Annotated in this window: 16 protein-coding genes; 14 read left to right on the top strand and 2 right to left on the bottom strand. The window is 41.7% G+C overall.

From position 1 onward, the window contains the following. The first annotated feature begins 188 nt into the window (after positions 1–188). The 4 genes from R8N28_RS02475 (at position 189) to R8N28_RS02460 (ending at position 4,251) form a co-directional block, all read left to right on the top strand. Complete coding sequence (locus R8N28_RS02475) at positions 189–2,408, top strand: hypothetical protein (protein ID WP_230818657.1); 2,220 nt, start codon at positions 189–191, stop codon at positions 2,406–2,408. Then, entirely contained in the window at positions 2,401–3,012 is a 612-nt protein-coding gene (locus tag R8N28_RS02470) for a hypothetical protein (protein WP_065275211.1), read from the top strand. Before R8N28_RS02475 ends, R8N28_RS02470 begins: the two co-directional genes overlap by 8 nt. A gap of 94 nt (positions 3,013–3,106) precedes the next feature. Continuing rightward, positions 3,107–3,637: a hypothetical protein gene (locus R8N28_RS02465; protein ID WP_225477451.1), complete on the top strand. Its 531-nt coding sequence runs from the start codon at positions 3,107–3,109 to the stop codon at positions 3,635–3,637. A 203-nt stretch (positions 3,638–3,840) separates the two neighbouring features. Beyond that, on the top strand, positions 3,841–4,251 hold the full coding sequence (locus R8N28_RS02460; RefSeq protein WP_054577796.1) for a hypothetical protein: 411 nt from the start codon (positions 3,841–3,843) through the stop codon (positions 4,249–4,251). 114 nt (positions 4,252–4,365) lie between these two features. Here R8N28_RS02460 and R8N28_RS02455 read toward each other — a convergent pair whose 3' ends face one another. Continuing rightward, a complete protein-coding gene (locus R8N28_RS02455) occupies positions 4,366–5,502 on the bottom strand; it encodes a multidrug effflux MFS transporter (protein WP_065275212.1) in 1,137 nt (378 codons plus the stop codon). Between the two features lie 99 nt (positions 5,503–5,601). Between R8N28_RS02455 and R8N28_RS02450 the strand changes: the two genes are divergently transcribed. Further along, positions 5,602–6,375: an AraC family transcriptional regulator gene (locus R8N28_RS02450; protein ID WP_065275213.1), complete on the top strand. Its 774-nt coding sequence runs from the start codon at positions 5,602–5,604 to the stop codon at positions 6,373–6,375. A 90-nt stretch (positions 6,376–6,465) separates the two neighbouring features. Here the strand turns inward: R8N28_RS02450 and R8N28_RS02445 are convergent, their stop codons facing one another. Continuing rightward, positions 6,466–7,374, bottom strand: coding sequence for a LysR family transcriptional regulator (locus tag R8N28_RS02445; protein ID WP_005373334.1), 909 nt, complete (start codon positions 7,372–7,374; stop codon positions 6,466–6,468). Positions 7,375–7,509: 135 nt separating this feature from the next. Here R8N28_RS02445 and R8N28_RS02440 point away from each other — a divergent pair, with 135 nt between their 5' ends. From R8N28_RS02440 to mnhG, 9 genes are all read left to right on the top strand, one after another. Continuing rightward, a complete protein-coding gene (locus tag R8N28_RS02440) occupies positions 7,510–8,229 on the top strand; it encodes an SDR family oxidoreductase (protein ID WP_005373333.1) in 720 nt (239 codons plus the stop codon). Between the two features lie 393 nt (positions 8,230–8,622). Next, a complete protein-coding gene (locus R8N28_RS02435; protein ID WP_005373330.1) occupies positions 8,623–9,558 on the top strand; it encodes a universal stress protein in 936 nt (311 codons plus the stop codon). A gap of 109 nt (positions 9,559–9,667) precedes the next feature. Beyond that, positions 9,668–9,859, top strand: a complete 192-nt coding sequence (locus R8N28_RS02430; RefSeq protein ID WP_005373328.1) for a hypothetical protein — start codon at positions 9,668–9,670, stop codon at positions 9,857–9,859. A 164-nt stretch (positions 9,860–10,023) separates the two neighbouring features. After that, on the top strand, positions 10,024–12,693 hold the full coding sequence (gene mbhE, locus R8N28_RS02425) for a hydrogen gas-evolving membrane-bound hydrogenase subunit E (protein ID WP_114139526.1): 2,670 nt from the start codon (positions 10,024–10,026) through the stop codon (positions 12,691–12,693). Beyond that, positions 12,693–13,046 carry a Na+/H+ antiporter subunit C gene (locus R8N28_RS02420; RefSeq protein WP_017633704.1) on the top strand — a complete coding sequence of 118 codons (354 nt, stop codon included), beginning with the start codon at positions 12,693–12,695 and terminating at the stop codon, positions 13,044–13,046. The genes mbhE and R8N28_RS02420 overlap by 1 nt, the downstream gene beginning before the upstream one ends. Continuing rightward, complete coding sequence (locus R8N28_RS02415) at positions 13,043–14,539, top strand: Na+/H+ antiporter subunit D (protein WP_053349220.1); 1,497 nt, start codon at positions 13,043–13,045, stop codon at positions 14,537–14,539. The genes R8N28_RS02420 and R8N28_RS02415 overlap by 4 nt, the downstream gene beginning before the upstream one ends. Further along, positions 14,536–15,012: a Na+/H+ antiporter subunit E gene (locus tag R8N28_RS02410; RefSeq protein ID WP_005373320.1), complete on the top strand. Its 477-nt coding sequence runs from the start codon at positions 14,536–14,538 to the stop codon at positions 15,010–15,012. Before R8N28_RS02415 ends, R8N28_RS02410 begins: the two co-directional genes overlap by 4 nt. Then, on the top strand, positions 15,005–15,283 hold the full coding sequence (locus tag R8N28_RS02405; protein WP_005373317.1) for a cation:proton antiporter: 279 nt from the start codon (positions 15,005–15,007) through the stop codon (positions 15,281–15,283). Before R8N28_RS02410 ends, R8N28_RS02405 begins: the two co-directional genes overlap by 8 nt. Next, positions 15,283–15,576, top strand: a complete 294-nt coding sequence (mnhG, locus tag R8N28_RS02400; protein ID WP_005373314.1) for a monovalent cation/H(+) antiporter subunit G — start codon at positions 15,283–15,285, stop codon at positions 15,574–15,576. The genes R8N28_RS02405 and mnhG overlap by 1 nt, the downstream gene beginning before the upstream one ends. The last annotated feature ends 15 nt before the right edge of the window (positions 15,577–15,591 follow it).

The raw sequence follows: 15,591 nt of genomic DNA, 5'->3' as shown, positions 1-15,591 counted from the left end.
CCAAAAATGACACCCTAATTTCTATATCGGCAATGGCCCTTGGGAGTACCGTTAACATAGCGAGCCAATCTAGCTTTGCTACTAATTTAGGTAGGGTTAATGCGGTGGTGTACACGAAGTCAAACAACTTGAACCGCCCATCATTTGTCACTTTTGACGATAACTTTTCTGACTAGGACATTTAAATCATGGATGCAGTTTTTCCGATAGCGCAACGAGAAGGTGACGCTTACTACACGCTCAGTGATTTTACGAAATTGTTTGATCAAGCTAAGAGCGGTCGTTATTTAATAGGACAAGGGTACGGTTGGCATAGTGGCATTCACTTAACATCAAAAATGTTACCGTGGGGGAAAGGGCTCAGACCTATTCAAGCGATGCTTGATGGAAAAATAGTGGCATTTCGCATAAATCCTGATTACCTAACATCAACGTACCAAGAGCAAGAGTTTAAGTATAGTAATAACTTTGTGCTTATCGAGCATGAGGCTGTAAACCCCGAAGATAATGAAGATGTATTTAAGTTCTATACACTTTATATGCACCTTGCGCCACCTTCAGATATTGGCGCCAATTCATCTATAACCACGCGTTACCGTTTACAAGAAGCGAGAAATGTACGCACTTTCAAACATAGTGATGTGCCTACTAATTCTGGTGAAAAAAAACAGTCGATGTCTAAAGGAACATTACTTGAATACCTGTATGCAGAAGAGAAGGAGACCCATCCATACCAGATCGACAAAAATACCTACAAAATGATAAAGTGCCGTGTGGTAGAGAATGGTAAATCGGCAAGTGGTAGCGAAAAAGCACTGTTAAACAAGATTGTTTGGTTTGCTTCGGGTCTCAATAGTGACTTTGACATTTTAGAAGATTCCTCTGCTGTCCTATCAGAACCAGTTTCAGAACCTAAATGGATGTCGGACAAGGCGGCAATGATTAGGGACGGTAGTGTGGTTTCTTTACTCCCACTCCTATTTAGAGAGGGGATAAAGGTTTCAGCTGGGGAAGATATCGGTTACATGGGACTGCATGAGTACAGTAACGATGCAATTGGAACTAAGAAAGAAGATAATCGTGTGCATATCGAGATGTTCTCTTTTGAGGAGCCGCCCGAATTTTTCAAAAAACAGATTTCTCCCAAAAATGCGGAAGAAAATCCACTTGTTGTTCTCGATGGGGCCGATAGTAGCGGTGCCGTTGATATGAGTAATTCGTTTATTCAGCAATTACTTGAATCTGTGACAGAAGATCAAGTAACGGACTTCTCCTCGTTCACTGCTCGCGATGCCAAAGTATACTTAGACGGTAAGCGTAAACACTTTGAGCGATTTATTGTGAAACATCCTACAGATTGGCATACAGAGTCGTCACAAAGTCTTTATGAATCAATCCATCAGACCGCAAAGGAAGCTCTAGATATTAAGTGCTCCGCTGGTTTTGTGACTATAGAGGACTACCGTAACTCCCCATGGCGCGATCAAGTGATGGATAGCTTTGATCTTTTCTCGCAATTCGAACTGGAAAGAGCAGATAAGTTCTCATGGATGCAAGATTTACAAGGTGATTTGCAACTAAGCGATGATAAGAGCCTTTGGCATTATTGGCCTTTTGTTAATTCTTTTGTTTCGGGTTACTACGTGACTCAAAAGCAAATGAACCTGATGTTTCCAGATTCTTCCCTCAGTAAAAGAGAAGAAGTGCGTGACTTATTTAATAAATATGCTAGTAGCTTTGAAATAAATACCAATGAACGAGCAGCACAATTTTTTGCTCAGATAAGAGCTGAAGTTGGTTCGAAACTAGAAGGTAATGAAGAGGACTTATGGTATTCTGTCGATAGGTTAAAAGAAATGTTTAAGCGTTACTTCAATAAATACCCTGAAGAAGCAGTTAGTCTTGGCTATATACGAATTGATGAAAGTGAATACAAAGCACTTTCACAGGCGGATAAGAAAAAGTATGTGAGAAGAAGAAGCTATTATTATAGCCAGCTTCCTCAGGAAGATGAGATAGCGAAACGTGTTTATTCTTGTGACTCACCAGATGGCCATTTTGTACTCGTCAAGGGAGGGGACGTTTCTGGATTGAGGTATAAGGGGAAGGGGTTTATACAGTTAACTTGGAAATATAACTATGACGCTGTTCAAACTAGATTGGAAAATAAAATTCAAGACTTGGGTTTTAATATTTCAGATGACCCTTACTCGGTTTTGAAAACCAAAGAAGGTTTTTTAGCTGCTCTTGGCTTTTGGGATGTTAATAATTTGAATGAGAAAGTGTCCGGAACTATAGCTAGTACAAATAGTATCACTAATGTTGTTAACTCACGCCTTCCACGTTCTGACAAAGAAAAAAGAACAAAGTATTTTTTGGATATATATGAGGTTTTATGTAATGAATAAATTTTTAGTAAGGTTGATCGTATTTATATCCTCAGCTTTATTTAGCTTTAGTTCTTTTTCTCAAGTTGAAGATTTATTTTTAATAGATCTTAAAAATAAAAAAGTTGAAATTGAGGTAAATAAAATTGATGGAGATTATTACTTTTCAAAATCTGAGCAACGTTTTTTAGGTCAAGATATATTGCTTGGTGATAATCAAATATCAACGATTTCAGGCAATGAGAGTAATTATCCTGATATTTTAGAAGATGATATTAATTATAAATTGATTATATCAAATACTCTAGTAAAGAAACTGGGTTATTCAGTCGACCAAAATGTTGGAAACAATATTATATTAACAACAACACAGGAAGATAATTCTAATTATAGTTTTGTTTTGGTTTATTCTTACAAAAATAATAAAATTGTTCTAACCGATGTTTTATATCTCGAAGAGAGTTTTGATAAAAGAGAAGGAAAAAAAACGATATATAAAGTCAATGTGCAATCTCCAGAGAGTATTATTAATTTGGAAAGTTATGATAGAAGAGCACTCTCTGATTTTATAGTTAACAATTTATATAAATCTGTACAAGATATGACGATCGACATTAACTTATGAACAGTATAGAAGACTAGAGTAGTTGTTGATGAATGTTTCATTTTTTGGAATGTCCGATGTATGTTCGCGTTCTCTATTTTGACAAGGCTCAGTATTGTTTTTATTTTTAAATTCAGTCGATAAACTTAAGTTTAATATGGTTTGTAAATTTATTAAGGTAGTGGGGTTTTTATTTATTTTTCCGTTACCATTTTTTGTAAATGCAGACTGCGAACAAGACCCTGTTGTATTTACATGTAATTTGGAAAATAAAGACGGTGGCTTGAAAGCTTGTTTTAATCAAGCCGAGAATTCGATGTACTTCGTTGTTGACGAAAATGGGTTGAAAACAGTTTATGCCCCACGAAAGGGGAAGAGTTTAGATAACTATAAATGGATAGATATTTCTCTTGAAGAACCTGAATTCATTCCTTTGAAATTTGAAGTAAATGAAAACAAGAATGCGTACTTTTCATTGACTAGAGGTGGTGGACGGTTGAGTGTCGTTGCTAGCTTCGTTGACATGATTGAAGATGAAAATGCTGTTGAGTACTACTGTGAATTGGGAACTGAAACAGCTCTGGATCCCAACGTTAGATTAAAAATAAAACACGTAAAGCCTAATGAGTTTGAAGCTTGGGGTTAAATAGCAATAGATTCCGGTGAGAGCCTAAATAAAATTCATTGTAATAAAAAGTTAGCTTTTCTAGAAAATCTACTCGAGACGTTTGGATAAGAAATGTTCAGATAAAAAGCGCCGAAAGGCGCTTTTTATTTTCTTTAAAATAAAGTATGGTCTCCCTCCTTTTAAAATGGTAAGTGTTGAATAATTATACAGTGGTTAGGTAAATGAATAAAATAACTAAACTCGCTTTGGCTTTGTCCGTATTGACATCTGTTGTTGGGTGTCAACTGGTCTCAAATACGCCGATGCAATCGACAGCAACGAAGGAAATAATTGAAAAAGCAAAGGCAGAGTTTGATGGACAACGTTTTTATAAGTTGAATGAATATGATGAAGAAATCAACGTTTCAGATGACGGGGTCATTACCTTCAAGTCTTACTTACCACGCAGCGGCGGTTATGAATGGGTACCAATTGTTATACGCGATACTAGTTTTCGTGTTTCTTGCGATTATTTCAGTGAATATGTTGAAGCTGGAATGGTTGTTCAGGTTCAGTTTGTAGGTAAACGCGGGCGCATTGAAAATTACGACAAGCAACGTTGTGAAGAGTACGGTGAGCCAACATGGCAATAAGAGCTGTAGACAATTAAAGCGCCGAAAGGCGCTTTTTATTTACGTTTTAGTTAACTGTTAGAAAAGATGTAGACCAATCTTCGGAAGATTAGGCAAGCAATGTGTAGTATCTGGTCACAAGTTGGTATGAACTTGCCTTTTAGAAAACGCTAATAAAATCGCTAAACAGCTACATGATAATAGAACGACACCTAAGTTTTGTACTGTTCCAGCCATCGCTAATCCCGTCCCGATCATGATGTAGTACATGAGCCCAAATAAAGCGCCTGCGCTACCTACCTGTTGTTTATAATCAACGAGTGCGTCACTGAGTGTATTGGGTATCGCAATCCCATAAGACATGACGACTAACACCATTGGAGCAACAAACCAGATTGATTGGCTCAGAATCAACACACCGACTGATCCCAAACTAAGCAATACTGCTGAGAGCCAAAGTAGTTGGCTTTTTCGAACATTTTTAGACACTAGGGATTTGTTTAAATAACTCCCAAGCAGAGTGCCTAACCCCAGTACCATGCCACTGTATCCAAATTGTTCGGAGTTATACCCAAGTGCTGAGAAAGTAAATGCGCCAAGCTGGTAATAAGAAAATAGAGCAATGTTATACAAAGCAACCAATAATCCTGAGCGCCAAATTCGCGCGTCTCTTACCATTTTCCAGCTAAGTTGATGCAACCGTACTGGTGTCTGTTCCTTCTGTGTTTCAGGAAGCTTAATAACGTTATAAGCGAGCAATACTAACGCGATTAAAAACAAGGCAAAAAACACATAACGGTATCCACCAAGCGCTGTAAGCTGCCCGCCTAATAGCATGCCAACTACCGGGCTGATTGATATACCCATCCCCATTAAGCTAAAGACTTTACTCAGTTCTTGACCGTCAAACGCGTCACGAAGCATGGTCTGTGTGACAACGGATCCTACCGCGATACCAAATGCGCTTAGGGCTCGCGCGGCCATGACAACAGCAAAGCTTTCGGTTTGAGTTGCGAGTAAAGATGCGCAACCATAGATAAAGAGCCCAATAAGCATGGTGGGCCTTCTTCCCAGTTTATCTGCGAGAACTCCCCAAACTACAACGCCAATGGCAAAAGCTAGGAAGTAGATCGACAATGTTTGGGCTGCTTGTGCGTGGTTTACATCAAATGATAGAGCGATTGAGCTCAACGCTGGGCTATAGATGGTTTCTACAATTTGCGGAAACATCAACATAACCAGCATGAGCCATAAAGAGGGCTTAGTATTCATATTGTTACCCATCGTTAATGAAGTTGGCGGGCAGTATAAATGAGGCTATGATTGATCTAATAACAACATAAAAACCAAATACATCAATATTCGGACAAAATGGCGCTTATTAACGAAAGAACACAATTTGATGCAGACAAGATTACTAATTATGTAGTGGGAATTGCTGCGGATATTGGCAAGCACGACTCAGGTATGCATATGCACAAGAAAGGGCAGTTATTGTACGCACCTCAAGGTTGTATGAGTTTTGCTCTGGAAGACTCGATTTGTATTTTGCCACCGACAAAGGCGGTTTGGATCCCACCTAATACGCCGCATCGCGCACTAATGACGAATGTGGTGGCGTATCGATCTTTGTATTTTGATTGTGAGGAGTTTGCCTGTCCAAGTAAGATCACGATGATAGAAGTGAATAATTTACTCCAAGCTCTTATTGATAAAATGTCATTTTGGGAGTGGGATAAGCCTAGCAGCGAGATGGTAAATACGACGGCGCTTTTTTGGGAGGAGTTTTATGCTGCGAAACGTTATTCGTTTCAGTTGCCTTTGCCATCGCATCGGCGCTTAACAACGTTTCGTCGAGAGTTGGTTGAACCTTCATTTCTAGCTCCTTCGCTTATTACTCTTGCAAACAAAGTAGGGGCGAGCACCAAGACGGTAACACGATTATTTAAGTCGGAAACGGGCATGAATTATCAAGATTGGCGGCAACAGTGGAGGCTTTTAAAAGCATTTGAATTGTTATCAACGGGCATGCCAGTCAGCGCAGTTGCCGATTGGCTGGAGTTTTCGTCAGACAGTGCTTTTATTGCATTTTTCAAAAAGCAAACTGGACAAACACCTCTGACGTTTATGAAAACCAAGCCTTAAGCGTCAAAATGCTCACACTCTTTCTAGAACAAACCCCAGGTTCACAGGCTCAGCCTATAAAGCATACATAGACAGGTACCAACGTGCAGGTTACTTGTCTTTACTCTGCAGTTTGCGAAAGTATTGCGTAGTAAAATCAACAAAGGCTCGGATGCGTTTTGGTTGATGTCGGTCGTGATGATAAAGGAGTGAAAATTCCACACTCGGAATGCTCCAATTGGTAAACACTTCTTTTAGCTTGCCTGTCTGGAGTTCTTGTTGACAATAAAGTGCTGGCACACGGATGATGCCATTTCCCGCCAAGGCTGCTTTTATCATTACTCTGCCACTCTTACATCGTAACTGTCCACGTATCTGGTGTTCCGTTGACTGCTTTGTATTCGTGTTCTCAAATGCCCACCGTGTCACACTACCTGTCAAACAAACGTGTTTTTCTAAGTCCTTTGGATGAGAAGGATAGCCATATGTTTCTAAATAGTTTGGGCTTGCGTATGTCCCCATTTCCACATCGATCAGTTTGCGAGCGATAAAGTTGGAGTCGTCTAACTTTCCCATTCGAAAAGCGATATCGAATTCATCCGCGATTAAATCGACACGATGGCTACTAAAATCTAAGTTAATGCTCACTTGTGGGTGTTGGATTAGAAATTGAGCAACGATATCTGCGACAACGTCTTCTCCTAAATAGCCCCCCACACAGTTGATACGAATGTCACCTCTTAAGTCTTCTACATCATCAACCACTGCCATAACAGCTTGATCAATATTGTGAAGGGCAGTTTCACACTGTTTATACAGAACCTTGCCTGCTTCGGTGAGGTTCAGTGTTCGAGTGGTCCTTTGTAGCAAAGTGACACCAATCTGTTGCTCCAGATTTGTTATTTGACGTGAAACGTGTGAGCGAGAAACGCCAAGTTGCTCTGCTGCTTTCGTGAAGTTTCCTAGTTGAGCGATTAGGACGAAAGAGCGAATATCCGCAAGGTTGATGTGTGTTTGCATGATGACTTCTTCATAATTCAAAAAAGTATTGTTGCAGTATAACAACAGTGTTTCAACTAGGCCGGTATATATCAACAAACAAAGTTTTCTTAAACTTACCGCCACTGATGTAAACCGTTCGATTAAGGATTCAAAATGAAAAAGTTAATTGTTATTACAGGCGCTAGTTCAGGCATTGGTGAAGCGATTGCACGTCACTTCAGTGAACAGGGCCATGCTCTTCTTTTGTTAGCAAGACGTGTAGAACGTTTGGAAGCATTAAACTTACCAAATACGCTTTGTGAAAAGGTAGATGTGACCGACAAAGCTTCTTTTGAGGCTGCAATTGAGAAAGCTGAAGCGTTGTATGGTCCGGTAGATGCACTTGTAAATAACGCAGGCGTTATGCTTCTCGGTCAGATAGATACTCAGGAAGCATCGGAGTGGAAGCGCATGTTTGATGTGAACGTAATTGGTTTGCTCAATGGCATGCAGTCCGTCCTAGCACCTATGAAAGCACGTAACAGTGGTACGATCATTAACATCAGCTCTATCGCGGGCAAGAAAACATTCCCTGATCATGCTGCTTATTGCGGTACCAAATTTGCGGTTCATGCTATTTCTGAAAACGTACGTGAAGAAGTTGCGTCATCGAATGTTCGCGTTACGACGATTGCACCTGGTGCAGTGGAAACGGAATTACTTTCACATACAACGTCTCAAGATATTAAAGATGGTTATGACGCCTGGAAGGTGGATATGGGCGGTGTGTTGGCCGCAGATGACATCGCACGCGCAGTGCTGTTTGCTTATCAGCAACCGCAAGGTGTATGTGTTCGTGAAATTGCTTTGGCACCGACAAAACAACAACCTTAACATTGAGTTACGGCGATTTTAGGTCACTAAAGCCGTAAAACTTTGCATATCGATTCGTGATTGAGATGGCATCTTTAAACTAAGTTGCGTGAAAATTTAGGTCATCCATTTAAATCCGGACACTAAGTGTGTTATTGCTTATACCCAAGTTACTCAAGGTGAGAAAAAACTTTGAGTAATTTGGGTTTTTATTTGGTCTCAATTTTAGGTAGCGGAATTTATTTAGGTCGAAGGCGATAGTTGTGAAGAAAGGAGAGTGTGACGTAAAACAAAATGAAGCAATATCCGTCTCTTAATGAGAATTGATTTCATCAACGTCACAAGCCGTTACAATTATCCGTTAGGTATTATACTTTGTGGGTGGTTAATATTTAACCAAACAAGGAGGTGTGTATGAAACGATTCGCAAACATACTTTTTGCAACACAAGGATTGCCAGGCCATAGTGACGCCCTCGAACAAGCGATGAGGATTGCATCTAGCAACAAAGTGCCTGTCTCAGGGCTAATAGCGTGTCCTGATTTCCCAACAGACATGATCCAGTATCAGCAAAGTTATGAGCAATCGCTGCAAGACTCCCTCAAACAAAGTATTCACGAATACAGACAGAAGCTGGGACTCTCTGAAGAGGATCTCGCATTTCCTCTTACTGTGAAAAGCAGTGAAAAGCCCGCTGTCTGTATTATTCAAGAAGCATTAGCTGATAACAAAGATCTCATCATCAAAGAAGCTGAACCGCTCGGTGAAGGTGCTGAGGGTTTCAAAGCTATTGATATGACTCTGTTACGAAAATGCCCTTGTCCGCTTTGGTTGCACCGACCAATTGATAAGCCAAGAGATAAGCGCCGTGTTGCTGTGGCTATCGACCCATTAACGGCAAGCGATGAACAGCACTCATTAGCCGTGCGTTTACTCGAATTATCGCGTTCGATAGCCGACACCTGCGATAGTCGTTTACACGTGATTTCTTGCTGGGAGTATTACTTAGAAAACTACCTTAATGGTAACGCTTGGATTCAAGTCGATGATGCTGAGTTGAAACATGAACTCGACAAAGCAAAAGCCGATCATAAACAAGCTCTGCAACAGCTGTTGGAGGAGTCTGGGATTACAGGTGAAATTGTGATTCACCACCTGCATGGAAAACCCGACGAAAAGATTCCAGATTACGTAGAGAGTATTGAGGTAGACGTGCTGGTAATGGGAACCTTAGCGAGAACTGGTATATCTGGCTATGTCATTGGTAATACGGCTGAAAATATTTTGCAATCGATTAACTGTAGTTTGGTCGCTCTTAAGCCCGATGGCTTTGTCTCACCGATTCAGTAATTGGGGTGTAACAAAGTTGGGTTTAAGTGATGTTTTAGGTAAAGGAGGGAGATGGATCTCTAGAACATGGAATTATCAATGTATCAATAAGTTATCAGAGGAGAGTGACATGAAAAACCTATGCCCGAAATGCCACACAGAAATGATAGAACGTTCGAATGTTTATGTTTGTCCGAGAAATGATATCGGTGACTGCACCTACGATGCATTCGAGTTAGCTGATGACGATAATCCATATACATTCAGCCAAGAACACGTAAGTAGTGACCTACGTTCTTATGCCGTAGCAGACAGCAAATAGCGGTTTGTATCGGCGTTCCTCTAAGTAGCACTCAGTGATTACTGTTTGCTACTTTTCCCTTGGTTTCATGATCGTTTTTGAAGCGCTTGGGTTAAAACAATACAGTGGAGTTTGTCATTTGCGCCGAATAGGGCGTACCTTCTTATAATAACGAATGGGCTGCGATGTTGAATAACATAACGGGTAAAGAAAACCTGCCGAAAAACCTAGATAATCAGTTGGTCTTACTGATTTTCCCTGCGCTGCCAGTTTTAATCTTCTCTTTTCTCTTCTATATCTATACTCCTGCAGGCGTGAGCTGGAATGCGGAATGGATACCAAGCCTCGATATCAACCTTAGCTTTAGATTAGATGGTCTTTCATTTCTTTTTGCGGGACTGATCAGTGGGATTGGCGCACTGATTCAAATCTACGCTTTGGCTTATTTACGAGAAAGTGATAGCCGGTTTTCCTTTCATTTGTATCTAACCCTATTCATGCTTGCCATGCTAGGGATTGTGATGAGCGATAACATTCTGTTGTTATTTGTTTTCTGGGAACTCACCACCATCACTTCTTATTTACTGATCGGGTTTAATCACGAAAATAAAACGTCTCGGAAAAACGCCTTGCAGTCGCTGATTGTTACTGGTGCTGGTGGACTAGCGTTGCTAGCTGGTCTTATCTTGCTGGGAGCAATGGCAGGGAGTTATGAGCTAAATACCATTATCGAGCAGGCAGACACTATTGCGCAGCATGAATGGTTTATCCCATCTCTAGTGCTCATACTACTCGGTGCATTTACTAAATCTGCGCAATTCCCGTTTCATTTTTGGCTACCTAACGCGATGGCAGCTCCCACTCCGGTCAGTGCGTATTTACACTCGGCAACAATGGTAAAGGCAGGCATTTACCTATTAGCACGTTTATCGCCAGTTTATGCCCACAGCGAGATCTGGTTTTATGCTTTAGTCATCACTGGGAGTATCACGGCCATTTGGTGCACATTTGTCGCATTAAAACAAACTGACTTGAAGCTGATGCTAGCCTACAGCACGAATGTTGCTTTGGGTAAATTAACATTATTACTAGGTATGGGCACAGATTTGGCTGTTAGTGCAGTATTGATGTTTATTCTCGCTCACTCTTTCTATAAAGCTGCGCTGTTTATGGTGGTGGGTAATATCGACAAAGCGACAGGAACACGAGATATTGATCAATTGTACGGTCTGAAGTCAGTTCTCGTCATCAGCATGGTTGCGGGGAGTTTGGCTGCATTGTCTAAAGCGGGGTTCCCGCCGTTTTTAGGCTTTTTGAGCAAAGAATATATGTACAAGTCCGCAGTAGAGCTCAATAACTGGATCGCCTTTGTACTATTAATCGTGAATATACTGATGGTCGCGCTAACCATTATGCTTATTGCGAGACCATTCTTTGCTCGCCGTGATCTCGCGCCGATTGAAACTAAGCCAGTTGAGACAAAAAAAGCCATGTGGATCTCGCCTTTGCTCTTGGCAGTTGGCAGCCTCCTAGTTCCGTTATTCGGTTTGAATTGGTTAGATCGCAATATTATTTTTCCGGGCTCTGCTGACATTCTGCCCACAGCAACTCTTAAAGAGACATCACTATGGCATGGCGTGAATGTACCGTTAGTGTTAAGCGTTATTACGCTAGCGTTGGGGTATGTGGTGTACCGTGTTTATCCTACTGTGTCTGCATTTTTTCAGCGGCTACATCTATTCGTCCCCAAAGCGGAGAATATTTTTGAACGACTATTAGATGGCATGATGACAGTGGCGAAGTGGCAAACGGCGCGGTTACAGCAAAAGAAATTGAGTCGCTATGTCCTATTATTTTTCACGGTACTTGCCGTTGCGTTACTGAGTCAGGTAGCGCTTATTCCTCTGCCTTTGGTTGGCGAACTTTCAAGTGTCACTTTCTATGAGATTGGTATTGCCTTATTGTTGATTGGTGCTGCGCTCGTATGTACGTTGTCCCACGCAAGACTTCTTGCGATTTCTGCGCTTGGTATGATTGGCTTCATGACCACGCTTGTTTTTATGATTTATAGCGCCCCGGACGTTGCGAAGACTTTACTGTTAGTGGAAACATTAATGGTGGTCTTTCTTGCATTGTTAATGCGTCATATGCCACGTCTAACCACCGTGCCTAAGCATTCAATAAAACGTAAAGTAGCGAATATTTGCATAGCAGGTGTGATAGGTGTTTCGGTTACTTTACTTTTGTTAGGAATCACGTCTCAGCCGATGGACTCTTCGGTGTCAGATTTCTTTGCAGAAAACAGTGTCCCGGGTGGACATGGGCGAAACATTGTTAACGTTATTCTGGTCGACTTTCGCGCATTTGATACATTGGGAGAAGTTGTTGTCGTTGTTATTGCAGGGATTGCTGCAGTGAGTTTGCTTAAGACAAGAGCGAAAAAGCAAAATCGTATCCAATCATTAATTTTTGCAACCACGGCACACATTGTTTCGGCACTCATGCTCGTATTTTCAGTGTATCTGTTGTTACGTGGTCATAACGAACCGGGTGGTGGCTTTATTGGTGCGTTGATTGCCGTTATTGGTTTATCACTTCTCATGTTCGCGGAATCACCGAAATACGTTCGTTCTAGGTTGTATTTCAAACCGTTTCTCATTGCGTTATCTGGCATCGCATTGAGCTTAGTTTCTGGTGCTTTGAGCTTTGCGTTTGATAAACCGTTTTTGACCGGACTGTGGTGGAAAGACGTGATACCACTAGGGACGCCATTGGTTTTTGATGTTGGTGTTTACCTTGCCGTTATAGGTGGCGTGATGGGTATGCTGCTTCGTATTAATGAGGAGCTAGAGTGATGGAAATAGTCTGGAGTGTTGTCGTTGGAGTATTTGTCGCAGCAGGTGTTTATTTAATGCTTGAAAAGCATATCTTGCGCCTTTTGTTCGGCATCATGTTACTCAGTAGTGCGGTTAACCTTGCTATTTTTACCGCTGGAAGGCTGACGCCCGGAGAGCCGCCATTGATTGGCGATAATGCTCTTTTACCACCAGATAGCGCGGCAAATCCTTTACCTCAAGCGCTTATCTTAACTGCGATAGTCATCGGTTTTGGACTACTTATTTTTGCTTTAATGCTGTTCTATCGAGCTTATAAAGACACTGGAACTGCAAACGTCGATGAAATGCAACGTTCTGAGGAGGGTCAATGAGTTCGATTTTGCTTACGTTACCGGTTGTTCTCTCGCTGAGTACGGCGTTGACTATCTTCTTCGTCCGTCGCTCAACAAAAAGTGTTGAGTGGTTGAGCGGTGTAAGTGCGATTTCGAACCTTTTCGTTGCGGGCTTTCTCACAGAAAACATCATAAGTAATGGTATTCAAGCCGTTGCTTTTGGTCAGTGGAGTGCGCCATTTGGTATCGTGTTTGTCGCAGATTACCTCAGCGTTGCTATGGTGATGATAACGGCGGTGATTGGTGCGATATGTGTTTTCTACGCGATGGCGGACCTTCACCGAAAGCCCTCCTATAGCAATTACCATGCGTTAATGCACGTGTTGCTTGCTGGCGTTTATGGTGCTTTCCTGACTGGAGATATTTTTAATCTGTATGTTTGGTTTGAGGTCATGCTCATTTCATCATTTGGTTTAATGGTGTTAGATGCAACGAAAACTCAAGTTGATGGTGCAGTAAAGTACGTGATGTTGAACCTGATTTCGACGCTGGTATTTTTGCTTGCTATCGGTTTATTGTATGGAGCAACGGGCACCTTGAACTTGGCCGATCTCTACACCAAAGTAGGGGAAAATGAATTGAGCATCAACATGATGCTGTCCGCGCTATTTTTGTTTGCCTTTTCTATTAAAGCGGCACTCTTTCCTTTATTTGCTTGGTTGCCAGCTTCTTATCACACGTTACCAAGCGGTGTGGTGGCACTGTTTGCCGCGTTGCTTACTAAAGTCGGTGTATACGCGTTGATAAGAGTCTTTACCTTGGTATTTCCGCTCGCCGAGAGTGGTTGGCAACCGACGTTAATTTGGGTCGCAGGGCTAACCATGTTAACGGGCGTTTTAGGAGCGGCTAGCCAATTCGACATTAAGAAAATTCTTTCTTTTCATATTATTAGCCAAATAGGCTATATGATCATGGGGTTGGCTATTTACACTCCCTTAGCTTTAGCCGGTGCCATTTTCTACATTGTTCATCACATCATTGTAAAAGCGAATTTGTTCTTAATAGGTGGATTCATCGAGCGCAAATATGGCTCTAGTCAACTTGAACATTTGGGTGGGGTATACAAAGCTATGCCTTGGTTAGCGTTCTTGTTTCTTGTCCCTGCGTTTTCTCTGGCCGGTTTCCCACCGCTATCGGGTTTCTGGGGAAAGCTATTGGTCATCAAGTCGAGCATACAGGCTGAGTATTACTGGTTAGCAGGTACCGCGTTATTGGTGGGGTTGCTTACTGTCTACTCGATGACGAAAATTTGGAGTGAGGCATTTTGGAAAAAGCCATTTAGAGAGAAGCCAGAACAGACTCTGCAGGCCAAAGTACATTGGTTGTACTGCGTTCCAATTATTGTATTGACAACGTTGACGCTAATCATTGGCTTAGTGGCGGAGCCTTTTTATCAATTTTCCGTTCAAGCTGCAGAACAACTGTTAAATCCGACTGAATACATCAGAGTGGTGTTAGGAGGAAATGCATGATCTATCTATTCCTCAATTTTTTCTTAGCGTTAGCGTGGATGATGCTTAATGGCAGCTATTCGAGTCTGAATTTTGTTGTCGGATTTACGGTCGGCTTTTTTGCTTTAAGGTTGAGTCAACCATTTGGATTGAAAACGAGCTATTTTCAACGTTTTGCATCTGCATTGAAGTTATTGGTGTACTTCGCTTATGAAATGGTTATATCGGTTGCGAAAGTGGTGTGGGACGTCGTGACACCTACTCATTTGAGTCAGCCTGATATCGTTTATGTCCCTCTGGAGGTCGATTCTGACCTAGAAATCACATTACTGGCGAACATGGTTTCTTTAACACCGGGTACGCTTAGTTTGGATGTTACGGCTGATAAAAAGTATCTTATCGTTCATGCCATGTTTGCACCTGAACATGAAGAGGTTATTCGCGGAATTAAAGATGGGTTAGAGCATCGAATTTTGGAGGTGACGCGTGGATAGTTGGCTGCAAATAACGGTCACTTTTGCCTATTCTGGGCTACTACTCAGCTTTGTTATGGCTTTTGCTCGTTTAATTCTAGGACCAACGCTAGCTGATCGAGTTGTGGCGTTAGATCTGATTTCATTTATCACTATCGGATTTATTACGGTTTACACCTTAGACAGCGGTGAGGACGCTCTGTTAGACATCGCCATTACATTAGGTTTGGTCGCATTTCTCGGCACGATCGCATTTGCACGTTTGATCGTTAAAAGAAAGGAGAAAGAATAATGGACGTGTTGATTGGACTATTTTTATGCTTAGGAACATTGTTGACCTTGGTTGCAAGTCTAGGTGTCCTGAGGCTTCCTGATTTGTATACCCGAATGCATGCAGCGACCAAAGCTGGAACTGTCGGAGTGAGCTGCTTGTTATTAGCGGTCGCTTTCTCACTCCCTGAAGTTACCGTGATCTCTCGGGTTATCGGTACGATGTTGTTTATCGTTCTCACTGCGCCAGTCGCCTCCCACCTGCTCGGCAGAGCAATGCGAGAGGTCGGATATAAGATTTGGCGCAATGATTAACCATTAGCGTCGAAT

The organism is Vibrio sp. Vb1554 (assembly GCF_033344235.1).
Note: the sequence above shows the minus strand (reverse complement) of the source record. Positions and strands in the feature narration are given on the sequence as shown.